The following is a 16,068-nucleotide window of genomic DNA, read 5'->3' on the forward strand; positions in this document are numbered from 1 at the left end:
AGGGTGATGTTCGGGTCGTTCTGCTGCACTGCGGCACCTATTTGTTGTGCATCGCAGCATAGCCCTGCGTCGCGGCGAAACAAGCCTTTGCTGTTCCGCCGCGACGATTTTGAGGGTCAGCCTTCGACGCGGGTCAAGTCCGCCGCTTGCAAACAAATCACACGGATACGGGACAACAGGTTCAAACGATTGCGGCGCACCACTTCGTTGTCGCTGTTCACCTGAACGGCTTCAAAGAACGCATCAATTGGCGCGCGCAACGTCGCCATGGTTCCCATCGCAGAGGCGAAATCTTCCGCCTTAATGGCAGACGCAATCGCCCCTTCCGCTGCATCCAGCGCCGCAAAGAGCGCTTTTTCGCTGTCGTCTTCAGCAAATTTCACATCCGCGCCAAAGGAGTATTCCACGCCGTCTTTCTCTTCGGCTTGGCTCAGAATGTTGTTGGCACGTTTGAAACCTTGCAGCAGGTTTTCACCATCTTCGGTGCCGACAAAGTCCTGCAGCGCCCGTGCACGCGCCACCAGCAATGCAAGATCATCATTGCCCTGCATCGCAATACAGGCGTCGATCACATCATGGCGTACGCCTTGGTCGCGCAAGTAGACTTTCAAACGGTCATGGAAGAAGGACAGCAAGTCTGTTGAGGTGTCCGGCAAAGTCTCGCGCAATGCCTCGATGTGCTTTGGCAACTCGCCATCAATGGCGGCTTTGACCGTGTGCACAACTGCACCCAGCACACCGTGCTCCGCAATCTCCTGCTCCAGATCCTTGGCCAGAACCGCCGCCAGCTTGTCGTCCTGTGTCTCATGCGCTTTGTGACGCAGAAGTTGACGATCAAAATGCGCATCCAGCGACAGGCGCAGGTTGTTTTCCAGAACCAAACGGATCACGCCAAGCGCCGCTCGACGCAGCGCAAACGGGTCTTTGGAACCGGTTGGCTTCTCGTCAATCGCCCAGAAGCCTGTCAGCGTATCGAGCTTATCCGCCATCGCAACTGCCACCGACACCGGCGCGGTCGGCACATCATCAGACGGGCCAAGCGGCGAGTAGTGTTCTTCCGCAGCCGCGGCCACCGCGGCCGAATGACCGGCCGCTTCGCCGTAATACCGCCCCATCAGGCCCTGCAGTTCTGGGAACTCATAGACCATTTCAGAACTCAGATCAGCCTTGGCCCAGCGCGCGGCCTTGTCGGCCTCACCAAAGGACGCCCCGGTCACTTGCGCGACCTCACTCGCCAACGCGGCAATGCGGGCAATCCGGTCACCCTGGCTGCCCAGCTTGTTGTGGAAGGTCACGTTGTTCAGGCTCTCAAGCCACGCGTCCGCCCCCGCAGAGGCCACGCGAATGTCGTTTTCCCAGAAGAACTTTGCGTCAGACAACCGCGCAAACAGCACCTTCTGGTTCCCAGCCAAAATGGTCTCGCCGTTGTCTTTGGTCTCGCGGTTGGCAACGGTAACAAACTTCTCGATGCGACCGGTTTTTGGGTTCTTCACCGAGAAAAACTTCTGGTGCTCTTTCATCGAGGTCTGCAGCACCTCTGGTGGCAGACCGAGAAAATCCTCTGCAATGTCGCCCATTAGCACAACCGGCCACTCCACAAGACCTGCGACCTCAGCCAGCAGACCTTTATCTTCAACCAGCTCCAGTCCTTGGGCAAACGCCATATTGGTGGCGTCGTTCCAGATGGTTTCGGCGCGCTCCTCAGCGTTCAGGATCACACGGTCGCGCTTCAGCTTGACCTCATAGTCTTCAAACCCGTGCACGGTGAACCGGCCACTGCCCTTAAAGCGATGGCCCTCGGTGGTGTCGCCCGATTTGATCCCGTCAATATCGAGCGGCACAACAGTGTGCCCATCTTCCGCGCTCAGAATGCACAGGATCGAATGCAGAGGACGCACCCACCGCAAAGACCCGGCGCCCCAGCGCATGGACTTGGGCCATGGGAAATTGCGAATGGTGTCTTCCAGAACCTCGGCCACGATATCCGCCGCCGCGCGGCCAGGTTTGGTGATGGAGGCAAAATACACCGCACCTTTGGGCGTCTCGCGCTCTTCCAGATCTTCGCGGGACACACCGGCCCCCCGCAGGAAGCCCTCAATCGCTTTATCCGGCGCACCCACTTTTGGGCCTTTGCGCTCTTCCTTGACCGTGGGGCTTTCCTCCAACAGATCTTCAATCGCCAGAGTCAAACGGCGCGGGGTGGAAAAGGCACGTGCATGGGCATAGGTCAAACCGGCCTCAACCAAACCATCCGTGACCTTTTTCTTGAGATCATCAGCAGCCCGCGCCTGCATACGCGCGGGAATTTCTTCGGAGAAAAGTTCGATCAGCAGATCTGGCATGACGGGTCCTTAGAAGTTCACGATGGATTGGATGACAATCGCGTTCGCGATATCGACAAAAAAGGCTGAAACCAAGGGCAAAACGACAAAAGCGATGGGCGCAGGGCCGTATCGTTTGGTCACGGCGGTCATATTGGCGATGGCCGTGGGCGTCGCACCCAGCGAAAATCCAGCAAAACCGGACGCCAACACGGCCGCATCATAGTTACGCCCCAAGATCGGAAAAAGCACCAAGATGACCAGAACAACAGTAATGAGCGTCTGCGCACCGACAGTTGCCATAATCGCCAGCCCGGCTCCACTCAGAGTGGAGAAATCCAGCGTCATCAGAGAAATCGCTAGGAACACGCCCAGTGCAAACTCCGAAATCACTGCCAAGGTTGGCGTGCGCGCCACCGGCGGTGCCTTGGGCGCAAGCAACAAACGCAGATTGCCCAGTATGATCCCGACAATCAGGCAGGGCACAAACAAGGGCAACATCAGCCCAATTTCTTCCAGAACTTCATGCAACGCATAACCTAGGATGATTGCCAAATGGAGCGACAGCATCACCCGCATAAGGCTCACATGACTGATCTCGGTGGCGTCATTTTCTTCCTCAAAGGAGACGCCAACCACGTCACCATCCCCTTCGTGGGTGGAGGTCAGCTTGTTTCGTCCCACCAAGAACTTGGCAATCGGCCCGCCCACAAGCGAGGCCGCAATCAGTCCGAGTGTCGCCATCGCCACGCCCAGTTCCGCCGCACTGTTCAAGCCGGTGGCGGCGGCCACATTGGGCGCCCAGGCGATGGCGGTCCCATGACCGCCAATCAAAGAAGCGGACCCAAGCAACACTCCGGACTGAGCCGGCAGGCCAAACATGGTGGCGCCGGCAATGCCAACAACGCTCTGCACAATGATGGTGCCCAGCGTCAGCACCAACAGCAGCGCCAGGATCTTACCGCCCGATAGCAGGTCCGACAGCCGTGCGTTCAACCCGATGCCTGCAAAAAACAGCACCAAAAAGTAGTCTCGCCCCCCCGTTTCAAAGCTCAAACCAACGCCGGAGATGACCGTGAACAGAGCAAACATCGCCGCCGCGATCAGGCCACCTGTGACCGGCTCAGGAATGTTGAACTCCCGCAAAAACGCAACTTTGCGAGTCAGGCGCGCGCCCAACAGGAACACCGCAAACCCCAAGGTGGCCGTGATCATTTCCGGGACTACAAACACCTGATCCATAAAGCTCACTCCGTTGGTCGAGGAGGACAATGCGCGGGCAAACGCTTGCCGTCAAAAGCAATCTCGCCGCAGGCGTTGATTTCATTCCAGGCAAACCCACGCCCGTCCGGCAGGATCGCCACAATGCGATCAATGCCATACAGCACGTCTTTCTGTCCCAGAAACGCCAGTGCCTCGCCGTTCTCCAACGATTGACCAATTTCCTTGGCATCAAAGCAGTCAAACCAACCGGGCGCATTGCGCGGCTCGGCTTTCTCCAGCAGTTCGTAGGTTTCCGTCAGCATCGCGGCGCTCATCGTGGTGGTGAAACACGCGCGAAACCGGATTGGTGAGCTCTCACTGTCGATCGCTTCAAAATTCTCGTAAAGGATCGGCTCAGCCTGACCATTCACCAAAAGGGTCAACTGCACATCGTCTTGCATGTCCGACGCAGGCACCGCGTCGTAGTAGCCGTAGATCTGCAACCAATACATGGCGACGCCGCCAACCAACGCTGTCAGCACAATCAGCCCTCCAAGCAATTTTCCAGTCATGCCTCTACCTTCCCCCAACGGGTATTGTTTCTATTGCGCGTTGTACGAGACCACGGCACAGTTGGCGCTGATTTAAGTGATTTCTTCAGGCCTTCAAAGGGGTGGAAATGTCCGAAAGCTTCGCCATCGCCATGTTTGGCGCTTTGTTCGCCGTTATGAACCCTTTTATCAACCTGCCGGTGTTCCTGGGCCTGACCGAAGACCTGCATCAAGCTGAACAACGCCGCGCCGCCACCAAGATCCTCACCTATACCGCTGTGTCCTGCGTGATCATCGCAATTTCCGGCACCGCGATCCTCGAGTTCTTTGGCGTTTCGGTCGATGCCTTCCGCGTCGCAGGCGGCATGGTGTTGGTGCAAATCGGCTTTACGATGCTCAATGGTCGGCGCAGCACCGCCCACCATGGCACCGAACGGGAGCGCGAGGTCATGCACGACTCGGACGCGGACAACATTGCGTTCTACCCCATGACCTTCCCGATGCTGGTGGGGCCGGGCACAATCACGACCCTGATCCTTTATGCCCAACAGGTGCAACAGCCTTCCGACTGGGGCATCTACGCCGGCTGCGTTGTGCTGGTCTTGTTGATGATCGCCGCGGTGTTCTACTTCGCTGGCAACATCGGCCGTTATCTCAGCAACACCGCCCGCACCATCATGACCCGCCTGATGGGCATGGTCCTGATAGCAATCGCCGTCGGCATGGTGGCCGACGGCGCAAAAGTCTTGTTGCCCGGTCTGGCTTAAACGGCTCACGCCGCGTAGCCACCGGCCTCTGTCTGCACAAAGGCATCTGCGCACTGTTTCGCCAGCGCGCGCACGCGGCCAATGTAGGCCTGACGCTCGGTCACGGAGATCACACCGCGCGCGTCCAGCAAGTTGAACAAGTGGGACGCCTTGATGCATTGGTCATACGCCGGATGCGCCATGATTATACGCTTGCCGGTCTTCGGGTCGACATGCTCCTGCGCGAGAATTTTTTCGCACTCCGCTTCTGCCTCTTCGAACTGTTTCAGCAGCACGTCGGTGTTGGCCACGTCAAAATTCCAGCGACTGTATTCCTGCTCGGTCTGCTTGAACACATCGCCGTAGGTCAGCGCAATTTCGGTCTGCGGATCATTGTAGGGCATGTCCATCACGTGATCGACGCCCAGCACATACATCGCCAATCGCTCCAGACCGTAGGTCAGCTCGCCGGACACTGGGTGACAGTCGTGGCCGCCGACTTGCTGGAAATAGGTGAACTGGCTGACTTCCATGCCGTCACACCACACTTCCCAGCCTAGGCCCCACGCACCCAGCGTTGGGCTTTCCCAGTCATCTTCTACAAAGCGGATGTCGTGCATCTCCATATCGATGCCAATCGCTTCCAAAGAGCCGAGGTACAGTTCCTGCAGGTTGGGAGGGCTTGGTTTGATCAGCACCTGATACTGGTAATAGTGCTGCAAGCGGTTCGGGTTCTCACCATAACGCCCATCAGTCGGACGGCGCGATGGCTGTACATAGGCCGCAGCCCAGGCTTTGCTCCCCAAGGAGCGCAATGTGGTCGCCGGGTGAAAGGTGCCTGCGCCCACTTCCATGTCATAGGGCTGCAACACGGCACAGCCTTTTTCGGCCCAGTAATTCTGAAGCCGCAAAATGATCTCTTGGAAGCTACGCGGTTTGCTGTCGCTATGTGCCATGGTGAAAGCCCTTTCCAAACGCGGGTCTTGCTTATGCGCAAGCTTGCACGGGGTCAACATCGCGCCACAACACAAGCTCACCAAATTATGAGTGCAAGCCGCGCCGAACCTGATAAAAGAGCCTTTAATTAACAATTGTCACGCGTTTCAGGGACTACCACCAATATGCTGCGCACTATTCTGTCGCTATTTGTGGCACTGCTTTTCAGTGTCACCTCCGCCATTGCCCAATCCTCAGATGACATCGTTTGGGTACAGCTCGAAGCCCAACCCAGCTTGACGCAAGCCAGTGAAAATATCCGCGCCTACGCCCAGCGTATGGACGATGTGAACGGCTTTACGCTGGGCGGTGGCTGGTACGCCATTGCGGTTGGCCCATACCGCCGCGAGGACGCGGAAAACGTGTTGCGCGTTTACCGCTCGGAAGGTGTGATTCCCGTGGACGCCTATCTGGCCTCCGCTCGCGAATACCGCAGCCAGTTCTGGCCGGTGGGTGCCAACCAACTGGCAAACCCACAAGCCGCCCTTGCCGGTCAGCAGCCAACCCAAACCGCACAGCAGGACACGCAGGTTGTGATCGTGGAAACGCCGGTGGAACCCGAAGTGGCTCCGGTGCCGCAGCAGCCGGACGAAACCGTCCGCGAAGCCCGAGCTAGTGAGGCCGCTCTGACCCGCGACGAGAAGAAGACCTTGCAGGAATGGCTTCAATGGGCGGGGTACTACAACTCTGCCATCGACGGCTCCTTTGGTCGTGGCACCCGCGCGTCCATGTCCAACTGGCAGGCCGACAACGGCTTTGACGTCACCGGCGTGATGACCACCCTGCAGCGCGACACCCTGCGCCGCCAATACTTCGCCGTACTGGAAGGTATGAACCTGCAACTGGTCAGCGATCTGGACGCCGGCATCGAGATGATTGTGCCTATGGGCGCTGTTGCAAAAGCCGCTTCCGAATATCCATTTGTACGGTATCAGGCCTCAGGTGACATCCCGGCGCAGGTCCTGCTGATCAGCCAGGAAGGCGACCAGAACACCCTGTTTGGTCTCTATGACATCATGCAAACGCTGGAAATTGTCCCACTGGACGGCCCACGTGAGCGCAAGAAGTCCAGCTTTGTTCTGACAGGTCAAAACGCCAACATCGTCAGCCACACCGAAGTCACCCTGAAAGAGGGCCAAATCAAAGGCTTCACTCTGGTGTGGCCAGCCGGTGATGAAGAGCGCCGCACCCGTATTCTCGGCGAAATGCAGGCCAGCTTCACCCGTATCGGCGGCGTGCTGGACCCAGCCGCCGGGGACGACACAGCACAGGACATCGACCTAATCTCCGGCCTGCAGGTGCGCAAGCCGAAACAGTCCCGTTCCGGCTTCTTCATCGACCGCAAAGGCCACGTGGTGACCACTGCTGAGGCGGTTCAGAACTGCACCAAAGTCACCATTGAAGAAGACTACGACGCGCAGGTATCCGTGATCGACGAAGCGCTTGGCATTGCTATCCTGAGCCCTACCTCGGCGCTGGCACCAATTGACATCGCCACCCTGCGGGAAGGTGCCCCGCGCATTCAATCCGAAGTCGCCGTTGCGGGCTATTCCTACGAAGGGGCCCTCGGCGCACCAACGCTGACCTTTGGCCAATTGGCGGACGTAAAGGGCCTGGGCGGCGAGCAAGAGCTCACCCGTCTGGCGCTGAACGTGCAGCCTGGCGACTGGGGTGGCCCTGTGTTTGACACAGGCGGTTCCGTGTTTGGTATGCTACTGCCACGCGACGCGCAGTCCGCACAACAGCTGCCGGAAGAAGTGAACTTCGCCATAAACAGCGACGCCATCCGCACCTTGCTGGCGCAGGAAGGCATCCAGGCCGACCTGTCCTCCAACGGCGCGGCCATGGCGCCTGAAGACCTAACCAAACAGGCCAGCGACATGACGGTTCTGGTGAGCTGCTGGTAAGCAACTCCCACCACCACAAAAACAAAGGGCGGCTCTTTTGGGAGCCGCCCTTTTCATTTGAAGATCACGTTTTTCAGGAGGTCGACAGCGCCGCCGTCATCCGGATCATCGTCGGCCGATCTGCATCAAAAGCCTGCGTCAACGCCGCCTGTAACTCCGCAGTCGTCTTCGGCTCTGTTGCCAAACAATCATAGCTTTCCGCCAACTTGCAGAAATCCGGGTTCACCGCCACCACTGCATTGGGCGCAATCTGACTGGCCACCATGCTGTCTTCGATCTCCTTGAGCTTGTGGTTGTCCCACAGCAAAATTGGGATCGGCAGCTTCATCTCCACAGCCGCGCCGAGTTCCTGCACGGTATATTGGAACCCGTAGTCCCCCGCGATGCAGACCGTCGGCTTGCCACGGCGCGCCATCGCGCCGCCAATCGAGGCTGGCAACGCATACCCCAAGGTGCCGAAGCCGCTGGGATGGTGCCAAAACCCGGGCCGGTCCATGTCCCAGACCTCTTTTGCGACATAGGCAAACTGCGTCATATCCGAATAGATCATCGCGTCCTCCGGCATAACCTCTGACAACACGTCACAGATCTCGGCAATGCCAGGGCGTTCTGCGTCAGTTTCGGCGCGGAAGCGTTTCTTTGCGGCAGCAATCTCTGCCGCCTTCCATTTTGGCGGCACCGCGTCGTCCGGCAACGCATCATTCATCGACAGCAAAAAGGAGACATCCGCCCGCAGCTTCATCACAAACGAAAAGGCATCCGCTTGCACCATGGTGTCTGCCCGATGCCGGTCCGCCAACACTTCGGGGTCGATGTCCACGCGCACAAGCCGCCCGGTTTGGCCAAGCTCATCACGCCACAAATCGCATTCACTCAACTCGGTACCAATCGCGATCACCAGATCGCTGTCGCCAATGATCCGTTTGCTCTCTGCGCGACCAAGATAGGTGCCAAAGCTCATCGCCTCATCCGGCGCCAAAAGGCCAGCCCCCGCATAGGTCATAAAGGCCGCAGCGCCGGTTTCTTTGAGCAGCAGGCGCATATGCAAAGCCGCCGCCTCGCCGGAGGATGCTAATCCGCCGCCCAAAATGAACAACGGCTTCTTCGCATTGAGTAAATCCTGCGCCACACCGCGCATATCCCCTGCCGCAAAGCCTGCATGGCTCTCCATAGCGCCCGGTCGTGCTACTGGTGCTTCAGGAGCCATCGCACCCAAAAGGGCAATCGGCACCTGGATGTGCTTGGGGCGTGGGCGTTGTGTCTCAAATTCCACCAACGCACGGTCAATCAAATCATAGGCCGCCCGAGGTGTGCGCGCCTCCTCGGACCAATCACACACAGTCGCCGCCGCCCCGCGCTGATCGCGCATCTGGTGCAACTGGCCACGATGACCGACATGCTCATCGAGACAACTCGACAATGTCAGCACCGAAACACTGTCGGAATAGGCCTGCCCCAATGGCGTCAGGATGTTGCACACCCCCGGTCCCGTGATGACATAGGCCACGCCGGGCTTGCCGCTGGCCCGCGCATAACCATCAGCCATAAAGCCAGCGCCTTGTTCATGACGCGCGAGAACATGCGTGATCCCAGCTTCTTCAATGCCACGATACATCTCCACATTGTGCACACCGGGAATGCCAAAAATAACATCCACACCACGTGCTTTCAGCATGTGCGAAATCTGCGCCCCCAAAGGACGCATCTCCTGATCCATTGCCGCCATCAGGCCCTCCAGAATTGAACCGTAAAGAGTACATAGACCGCCAAAAGCTCCAGCCGGCCAATCAACATGCCCGCTGCCAATAGCCATTTGGCCGCATCATTCAGTGTCGCAAAGTTCCCGGCCGGGCCAATGATGTCGCCCAATCCGGGGCCAATATTGGCCAAAGCCGCCGCTGATCCGGACAAAGCCGTGGTGAAATCGAGCCCGGTCATGCCCAACAGAACAGCCAAACCGCCTAATGTCACTGTGAAGAACACAAAAAAGCTCATCACAGAACTCAGCACATCGTCGTCAATCTTGCGCCCTTGAAAGCTTGGCGAGAACACGCCGCTGGGGTGCTGGATTTTGCGGATTTGGGTTTTTATCGTGGCAAACAGCAGTTGATAGCGAAAGACTTTGATAGAACAGGCCGTCGACCCCGCACAGCCGCCGATCAGTCCAGCAAAGAACAGCACGGAGACGGGAAACCCGCCCCACTGCATATAGTCCGCGCTGGCATAACCGGTGCCGGTTACAATCGAAGTTGTGTTGAACAGCACTTTGCGAAAGCCCGCCTCGCTGCCCAATCCATTGCTCAGCACCTGCCAACTGGTGAGCATGATCACGATCACCGCCACGGTCAGAAAGAATGCCCGGATCTGCGAGTCCTGCAGCAAGGGCTGCGCACTACCTGCCGTAAGCTGCACAAAGCGCACAAACGGCAAAGCCGCGAGCAGCATAAACACAACGGCGACATACTCGGTTCCGATAGAAAACCCACCAAAAGAGGAATCGTAATTGGCGAACCCGCCTGTGGCGATTGTGGTCATCGCATGAACCACCGCATCAAACGGCTCCATGCCGGTGATGACGTAAGCGAACGCGCAAGCCACTGTCAGCGTGATGTAAATCACCGAAATCCGGCTGCTGATCTCTGTGGCCCGCGGCAAGATTTTTCCAAAGGTGTCAAAGCCTTCGCTACGGAAAATTTGCATGCCGCCCACGCGCAATTCCGGCAGAAACACCATCGCCACAACAATAATACCAATGCCGCCCAGCCATTGCAGCAATCCACGCCACAACAACATCCCACGCGGCAACGCATCCAGTCCAGAAAACACTGTGGAGCCGGTGGTCGTTAATCCGCTCATCGCTTCAAAAAACGCATCAACCACACGTGCCTCGGTCGCGCCCAACATGAAGGGCAAAGCGCCAAACATTGGCAGCGCAACCCATACCCCCGTGGTGAGCAAGAAGGTTTGTTGCAAGGAAAGTCCGTTACCGCGTCCATTGTGACAGGACAGTGCCACCATGCCGCCAGTCAAAGCCGTTACCAATGCGCTGACAAAAAATGTTTCCCAATGGGCGTTGCCATCCCAAAAATCAACAACCATGGGCAGCAGCATGGCCACGCCCAATATCGCCACCAAAAGGCCGATCACATATCCAACGGGTCGTAAGTCCAGCATGGCCGCAGGGTTGGCGCTTGCGCCAGCCACTGTCAAGCTCGTTCCAACTCTCCCCCAACAACGGGCCGTCCGCACCCCCCTGTTCTATTACGCAAACGACAAAAAACGCCCCAACTGCGCCGCCAGATTACCCGACGTGAAACAGCGTGGTGAACAATTTTGGATCGATGCTTTCGGAAGCAAACAACGGACCATCTGTTAGAACCGACACGGCATCGTGACTGTGCAAACTTTCCTGATGACTGGCAATCACACGGAAATCGCCAATGCGCGGGTCGGCCTTCAACTTCTCGCAGAACAGCCGCGCGGCATCTTCCACAAAAATCGGGTTGGCGGCGTTTAACTCTGCAAAGGCCTGCTCATCCTCACGCTTTACCATGACCTGTGTTTCTGTTGGCACAGCGGCGCGCGCCAGATCAATCAGATCCTCAAACCACACCCGCGGTTGGTCCACAATCTCCACAGAAATACGTGCCACAGAGCGCTGAGAATGTGGCGTGGCCAACTGCCCGCGTGACATCCGCGCATGTTCACTCAACTCCAGCGAACATGGACAGGTTGAGGAATAGACATAGTCCAAATGCATGATCTTATGCGTGGTCTCACCATGCTGCACCTTTTCCAGCGCGATGTCGTAATACTGATAGCCTTCAAGGCCAGACCGCAGCGATTTGATCTTCATAGGATAGGAAAACCGCATCTGCAGCCGTGCATCAAAGCTCTCCAGATCGGTAATGTAGTCCGCCAAGGCCGCTTCCATCACGCTGAAGCTGAAGGTCTTCTCGGCGTGTTTATAAAACGACCGCATGATCCGGGACATGTTGATGCCCTTCTTGTCGGCTTCCAAGCTGACCGTACCGGTGACGCTGGTCTCCAACGTGATGTCACCATTGTCACGTGTGTGAAACCGGATTGGCAGGCGAAAGTTTGAAATCCCCACGTGCTGGATCTGCTGTTTTTCACCTTTGATCAAGCTCTCCGGACCGTTCTGCAGGTCTGGCAGCGTCGCGCGATACTGTGGCGTGGCCTCAAAATCCTCAGGGTATCGGCGCGACAAATCTGGGTAGTTCGCAAGTGGTTGATCCGGCAGCAACCGTGCAACCGCCGGGTCCAGCTCGGCAATCTCGGTCACAGACGCAGACTGCGCCCAGGCCCGCAAACGCGCCAACGCCTCTGCAGCCTCTTCCCGTGTCATTTCAGTGTGGGTCTTGGAAGTCTGAACATTCATAGCCAAGCGCCTTTTCCCTGCTGCCGCCTCACTAACTTAGTCAGTCCGCCGACAAAATGCTAATATCGTTAACACATACGCAAAAAACGACACCTTGGTTCACACCGCAGTTACTGACGCAAAGGGCGCCCGACCTGTCCGTCGCGCGCCCCAATCTTGCTCCGAAGTCACGCCGCCTTTAAGCCTGTGAGGCCTCAATTGCGCGGGTGATATCCTTGATCAGATCATCAGTGTCCTCCAACCCAACGGAGAACCGCACCAGACCGGGAGTGATCCCAAGGTCTTCCTTCACCTCATCCGTCAAACGCTGGTGGGTCGTGGTCGCCGGGTGCGTGGCAATCGACTTTGCGTCGCCAAGGTTGTTGGAAATCACCGCAATCTCAAGTGCATTTAGGAACTTGAACGCGGCTTCGCGTCCGCCTTTGATGTCGAGAGACAGAACCGTGCCGCCCTTGCCGCCCAGCTGTTTCTTCACCAAAGCGGCCTGCGCATGGCTTTCCAAACCCGGATAGATTGTGCGCTCCAAGGCCGAATGGCCTTCCAGAGCCGACGCAATGGCCAAAGCACTCTCTGCCTGCGCCCGAACACGCAGATCAATGGTCTCCAGACCTTTCAGCATCACCCAGGCATTAAACGGGCTCATGCTGCCACCGGTGTGCTTCATGTAGGGCTCAAGCGTGCCGCGGATGAAGTCTTTGGTGCCCAGAACAACCCCGCCCAACGCCCGGCCTTGGCCGTCGATATGTTTGGTCGCCGAGTAGATCACCACATCCGCGCCTTGCTCAATCGCGTTGGAAAACACCGGTGTGGAGAACACATTGTCCACCAGCACTGTCGCGCCGACTTCATGGGCGATCTGTGCCACCGCAGTGATGTTGATCACCTCCAGCGTCGGATTGGACATGCTTTCAAAGAATACCGCTTTGGTGTCTGGACGCATCGCCGCTTTCCAAGCGGCCAAATCCGTGCCATCGACAAAGGTCACTTCCACGCCATATCGGCCCAGGATGTCCTGCAATACGTAGATGCAAGAGCCAAACAGCGCCTTAGCCGAAACAACGTGATCGCCCGCCTTCAACATAGAGGTCAACGCACCGCTGACTGCCGCCATGCCGCTGGCTGTGGCAAAGGCATCCTCTGCCCCCTCAAGCGCCGCAATACGCTCTTCGAACATTGCCACGGTTGGGTTGCCATAGCGCGCATAGATGAACTCATCTTCGCCGGTTTCGATAAAGCGGGCCTCGGCCTGTTCCGCGCTGTCGTACACAAAGCCCTGTGTCAGGAAAATTGCCTCACTGACCTCTTTGTATTGGCTGCGTCGTGTACCGCCATGCACCAGCTTTGTGCGTTTGTTCCAATCGCTCATGTCATCTCTCCCGGGCCTCTCTGACCGGCCCAAATAAAAAGCCCCGTTCCGGCCAAGCGGAAGGGGCTCCTTCGTCCTGACCTCTTTAGCGGCATCTTTAACGTGGCCCGCAATCCGGTAACAAATCGCCACGCCTGCGAATTACGCCTGAACGCATCAAAGGTCAAGCCACACAGGCCCCTTCACCAAGCTGTGACGCGGACTTTACGCAATCTGCACATTTTCGCGCAACACTGGGTTTTAGGTGAAAGGGGAAGCCGACATGGCGCTCATTCGGATCAACGCAGAAGGCAGAAACCCGGTACTGCACAGTACCAAAACCTCCCTTTGGCCTGCGTTGCGCCGGGCGATGCCTTCAACTGGCCCGATCACCATCATGCTGCACGGGTATAAGTTTGCCCCAAACGACCCCGATCATTGCCCACACAGTCATATCTTTGCCGCGCACGACGCCACATGCGGCAAAGCCATCAGTTGGCCGCGACGCTTGGGATTCTTGGATGCGTCGCACAACACCGGCCTCGGGGTCGCCTTTGGCTGGAACGCCCGAGGCTCGCTGAAACAAGCGCTGCGCTCCGCGTTGCGTGCCTCTCACGCGCTCGCAAAGTTGATCACTGAACTGCGTGACATTGCCCCCGACCGTCAAATCCACCTGATTGGTCACTCCATGGGCGCCTATGTCGCGCTCAGTACGCTGCGCCGCCTGCAACACGGTGACGTAGGCCGTATTGTTTTGCTCAACGGCGCTGTGTTCCGCCCCTGCGTTGCATTGGCGCTGCGCACGCCAGCTGGGCGCTCTGCAGAGCTGTTCAATGTCGTAAGCTCAGAAAATGCCTTCTACGACATCCTGTTTGAGCGCCTACTTGGACGCAACCCAGCGCATGATCGCTCCATTGGTCGCGGATTTGAAGCCCGCAACGCCGTCACAATTCGACTGGGCGATGCGCCCAGTTTGGAGAGCCTCGCCGAAATGGGACACACCATCGCGCCCCCCAAGCATTGGTTTTGCCACTGGTCGCCTTACTTGCGGCCTGGCGCAATGGCGTTTTATGGCACCTTGCTGCGGCACCCCCAATCCTTGCCGCTCTCGCTCCTGAAATCACAACTCTCGCGCCACACGCTGCCCATGGCCGGCCGTACCGGCCCCAAACCGCCCCCTTGCGGCACGGCCTAAAACAGGCAAGCTTTGGGCACCACAACAGGAGCGCCCATGTCCGAGCTTACCGCTGATCCAATCGACCTCTATTACTGGCCCACGCCCAACGGCTGGAAGATTTCCATCGCGCTTGAGGAAATGGCGCTGCCCTACACCACGCACCTGATCAATATCGGCAAGGGTGATCAATTTGCGCCCGATTTCCTCAAGATCGCCCCCAATAACCGCATGCCCGCGATTGTTGATCCAAACGGACCTGACGGTCAGCCCATCTCGGTCTTTGAAAGCGGCGCAATCCTGCTCTACCTCGCGCGCAAGACCGGCACGTTTTTGGGCACGACAGAACGGGAGCGAGTTGCCGTGGAAGAATGGCTGATGTGGCAAATGGGCGGGCTTGGCCCAATGGCCGGCCAAACCCATCACTTCCTGAAATACGCGCCTGAAGACATCGCCTACGCCAAAGCCCGCTACCGCGACGAAACCGCGCGGCTCTATGGCGTGCTGGATCGCCGATTGGCCGAGAACGAATACTTGGCAGGCGATTTCTACTCCATCGCGGATATGTCAGCTTGGGGTTGGGCCTCCCTTTGGGAAGGGCAAGAGCAGACGCTGGAGGACAAACCCCATATGGCCCGCTGGCTCAAAACTCTGTGGGAACGCCCCTCCCTGAGACGCGGGCGGGCCTTGCATGCCGATCTGCGCGCTGACCGGTCCGACACCTGGGTTCAGGACGATCTTTTTGGATCTTAGTCTGCGAACGCACTCTTAAAGAACGCAAAAAACGGCGCCCTTCAGCCCTCCTCAACCTCTTCTTCCAGCGCATAGTCCTGGAAAATCTTGCCTTGGGTCATGAAGAAAATGAACACCGCCGCGGTCAGGCCAAAGGTCTTGAAGTAAACCCAGGTGTCCGTGCTCTGGGTGCGCCAGATCACCTCGTTCAGCACCGCCAGCCCGATGAAAAACGCCGTCAACCGCTTGGTCAACAACATCCAGCCCTCTTCTTTCAGAGGCATCATCTCTTCCATCACAAACTTCAAATAGCTCTGCCCTCGCAGCAGCCCCACACCAAGCGCCCCACCAAACAGGAGGTAGATCATGGTTGGCTTCATCTTGAAGAACCGCTCGTCATTAAGCCACACCGACAACCCGCCAAACAGGATCACCAGCACCAAGGTGGCCACCTGCATTTTTGAAAGCTTGCCGGTCAGTTTCCACAGGATGCCCGTGGTCAGGATCAACAGCGGAATAAATCCCGCAGTGGCGACAATGAACCCATCATAGGCTGTGCCGACGATTTCAATGGTTTGGTCCCGCAGCCGCAAATAGGCGACAAAGAACACCATAATGGGGCCCAGTTCCAAACCCATCTTCAGCATCGGGTTGATCTTTTTCTCAGAAGAATTTTCAGCCATCGCGCGTT

General features: G+C 57.6%; 13 protein-coding genes and 1 riboswitch. Of the genes, 4 read left to right on the plus strand and 9 right to left on the minus strand.

What is annotated here, in order from left to right:
• Nucleotides 1-116: 116 nt before the first annotated feature.
• Genes glyS through MK208_RS14470 form a run of 3 tightly spaced genes read right to left on the minus strand, consistent with a single transcriptional unit; the run spans nucleotide 117 to nucleotide 4,096 of the window.
• Entirely contained in the window at nucleotides 117-2,342 is a 2,226-nt protein-coding gene (gene glyS, locus MK208_RS14460) for a glycine--tRNA ligase subunit beta (protein WP_294117775.1), read from the minus strand.
• Between the two features lie 9 nt (nucleotides 2,343-2,351).
• The gene (gene gltS / locus MK208_RS14465; protein WP_294117777.1) at nucleotides 2,352-3,563 is read right to left on the minus strand and encodes a sodium/glutamate symporter; all 1,212 of its coding nucleotides are present in this window, start codon (nucleotides 3,561-3,563) and stop codon (nucleotides 2,352-2,354) included.
• Nucleotides 3,564-3,568: 5 nt separating this feature from the next.
• Nucleotides 3,569-4,096 (minus strand): DUF6446 family protein, encoded by a 528-nt coding sequence (locus tag MK208_RS14470; protein WP_294117779.1) that lies wholly within the window; start codon nucleotides 4,094-4,096, stop codon nucleotides 3,569-3,571.
• Between the two features lie 107 nt (nucleotides 4,097-4,203).
• Here MK208_RS14470 and MK208_RS14475 point away from each other — a divergent pair, with 107 nt between their 5' ends.
• A complete protein-coding gene (locus tag MK208_RS14475; RefSeq protein WP_294117781.1) occupies nucleotides 4,204-4,842 on the plus strand; it encodes a MarC family protein in 639 nt (212 codons plus the stop codon).
• A 5-nt stretch (nucleotides 4,843-4,847) separates the two neighbouring features.
• Here MK208_RS14475 and MK208_RS14480 read toward each other — a convergent pair whose 3' ends face one another.
• The gene (locus MK208_RS14480) at nucleotides 4,848-5,777 is read right to left on the minus strand and encodes a glycine--tRNA ligase subunit alpha (RefSeq protein WP_294117783.1); all 930 of its coding nucleotides are present in this window, start codon (nucleotides 5,775-5,777) and stop codon (nucleotides 4,848-4,850) included.
• Between the two features lie 165 nt (nucleotides 5,778-5,942).
• Between MK208_RS14480 and MK208_RS14485 the strand changes: the two genes are divergently transcribed.
• Complete coding sequence (locus MK208_RS14485) at nucleotides 5,943-7,724, plus strand: trypsin-like peptidase domain-containing protein (RefSeq protein ID WP_294117784.1); 1,782 nt, start codon at nucleotides 5,943-5,945, stop codon at nucleotides 7,722-7,724.
• A 73-nt stretch (nucleotides 7,725-7,797) separates the two neighbouring features.
• Here the strand turns inward: MK208_RS14485 and MK208_RS14490 are convergent, their stop codons facing one another.
• The 4 genes from MK208_RS14490 to metZ form a co-directional block, all read right to left on the minus strand.
• Entirely contained in the window at nucleotides 7,798-9,450 is a 1,653-nt protein-coding gene (locus MK208_RS14490) for a thiamine pyrophosphate-binding protein (RefSeq protein ID WP_294117786.1), read from the minus strand.
• Nucleotides 9,450-10,898, minus strand: a complete 1,449-nt coding sequence (locus tag MK208_RS14495) for a TrkH family potassium uptake protein (protein ID WP_294117787.1) — start codon at nucleotides 10,896-10,898, stop codon at nucleotides 9,450-9,452. Before MK208_RS14495 ends, MK208_RS14490 begins: the two co-directional genes overlap by 1 nt.
• 127 nt (nucleotides 10,899-11,025) lie before the next feature.
• Nucleotides 11,026-12,126 (minus strand): GTP cyclohydrolase FolE2, encoded by a 1,101-nt coding sequence (folE2, locus tag MK208_RS14500; protein ID WP_294117788.1) that lies wholly within the window; start codon nucleotides 12,124-12,126, stop codon nucleotides 11,026-11,028.
• A 178-nt stretch (nucleotides 12,127-12,304) separates the two neighbouring features.
• Complete coding sequence (gene metZ, locus MK208_RS14505) at nucleotides 12,305-13,492, minus strand: O-succinylhomoserine sulfhydrylase (protein WP_294117790.1); 1,188 nt, start codon at nucleotides 13,490-13,492, stop codon at nucleotides 12,305-12,307.
• 64 nt (nucleotides 13,493-13,556) lie between these two features.
• A riboswitch (SAM riboswitch) is annotated at nucleotides 13,557-13,634 on the minus strand.
• 120 nt (nucleotides 13,635-13,754) lie between these two features.
• Here metZ and MK208_RS14510 point away from each other — a divergent pair.
• Nucleotides 13,755-14,666, plus strand: coding sequence for an alpha/beta fold hydrolase (locus tag MK208_RS14510; RefSeq protein WP_294117791.1), 912 nt, complete (start codon nucleotides 13,755-13,757; stop codon nucleotides 14,664-14,666).
• Nucleotides 14,667-14,702: 36 nt separating this feature from the next.
• A complete protein-coding gene (locus MK208_RS14515; protein ID WP_294117793.1) occupies nucleotides 14,703-15,398 on the plus strand; it encodes a glutathione S-transferase N-terminal domain-containing protein in 696 nt (231 codons plus the stop codon).
• A gap of 41 nt (nucleotides 15,399-15,439) precedes the next feature.
• Here MK208_RS14515 and MK208_RS14520 read toward each other — a convergent pair whose 3' ends face one another.
• On the minus strand, nucleotides 15,440-16,060 hold the full coding sequence (locus tag MK208_RS14520; protein WP_294117794.1) for an inner membrane-spanning protein YciB: 621 nt from the start codon (nucleotides 16,058-16,060) through the stop codon (nucleotides 15,440-15,442).
• Nucleotides 16,061-16,068 lie beyond the last annotated feature (8 nt).

It is taken from the genome of Shimia sp. (assembly GCF_022448905.1).
In the GTDB taxonomy this organism is placed as follows: domain Bacteria; phylum Pseudomonadota; class Alphaproteobacteria; order Rhodobacterales; family Rhodobacteraceae; genus Shimia.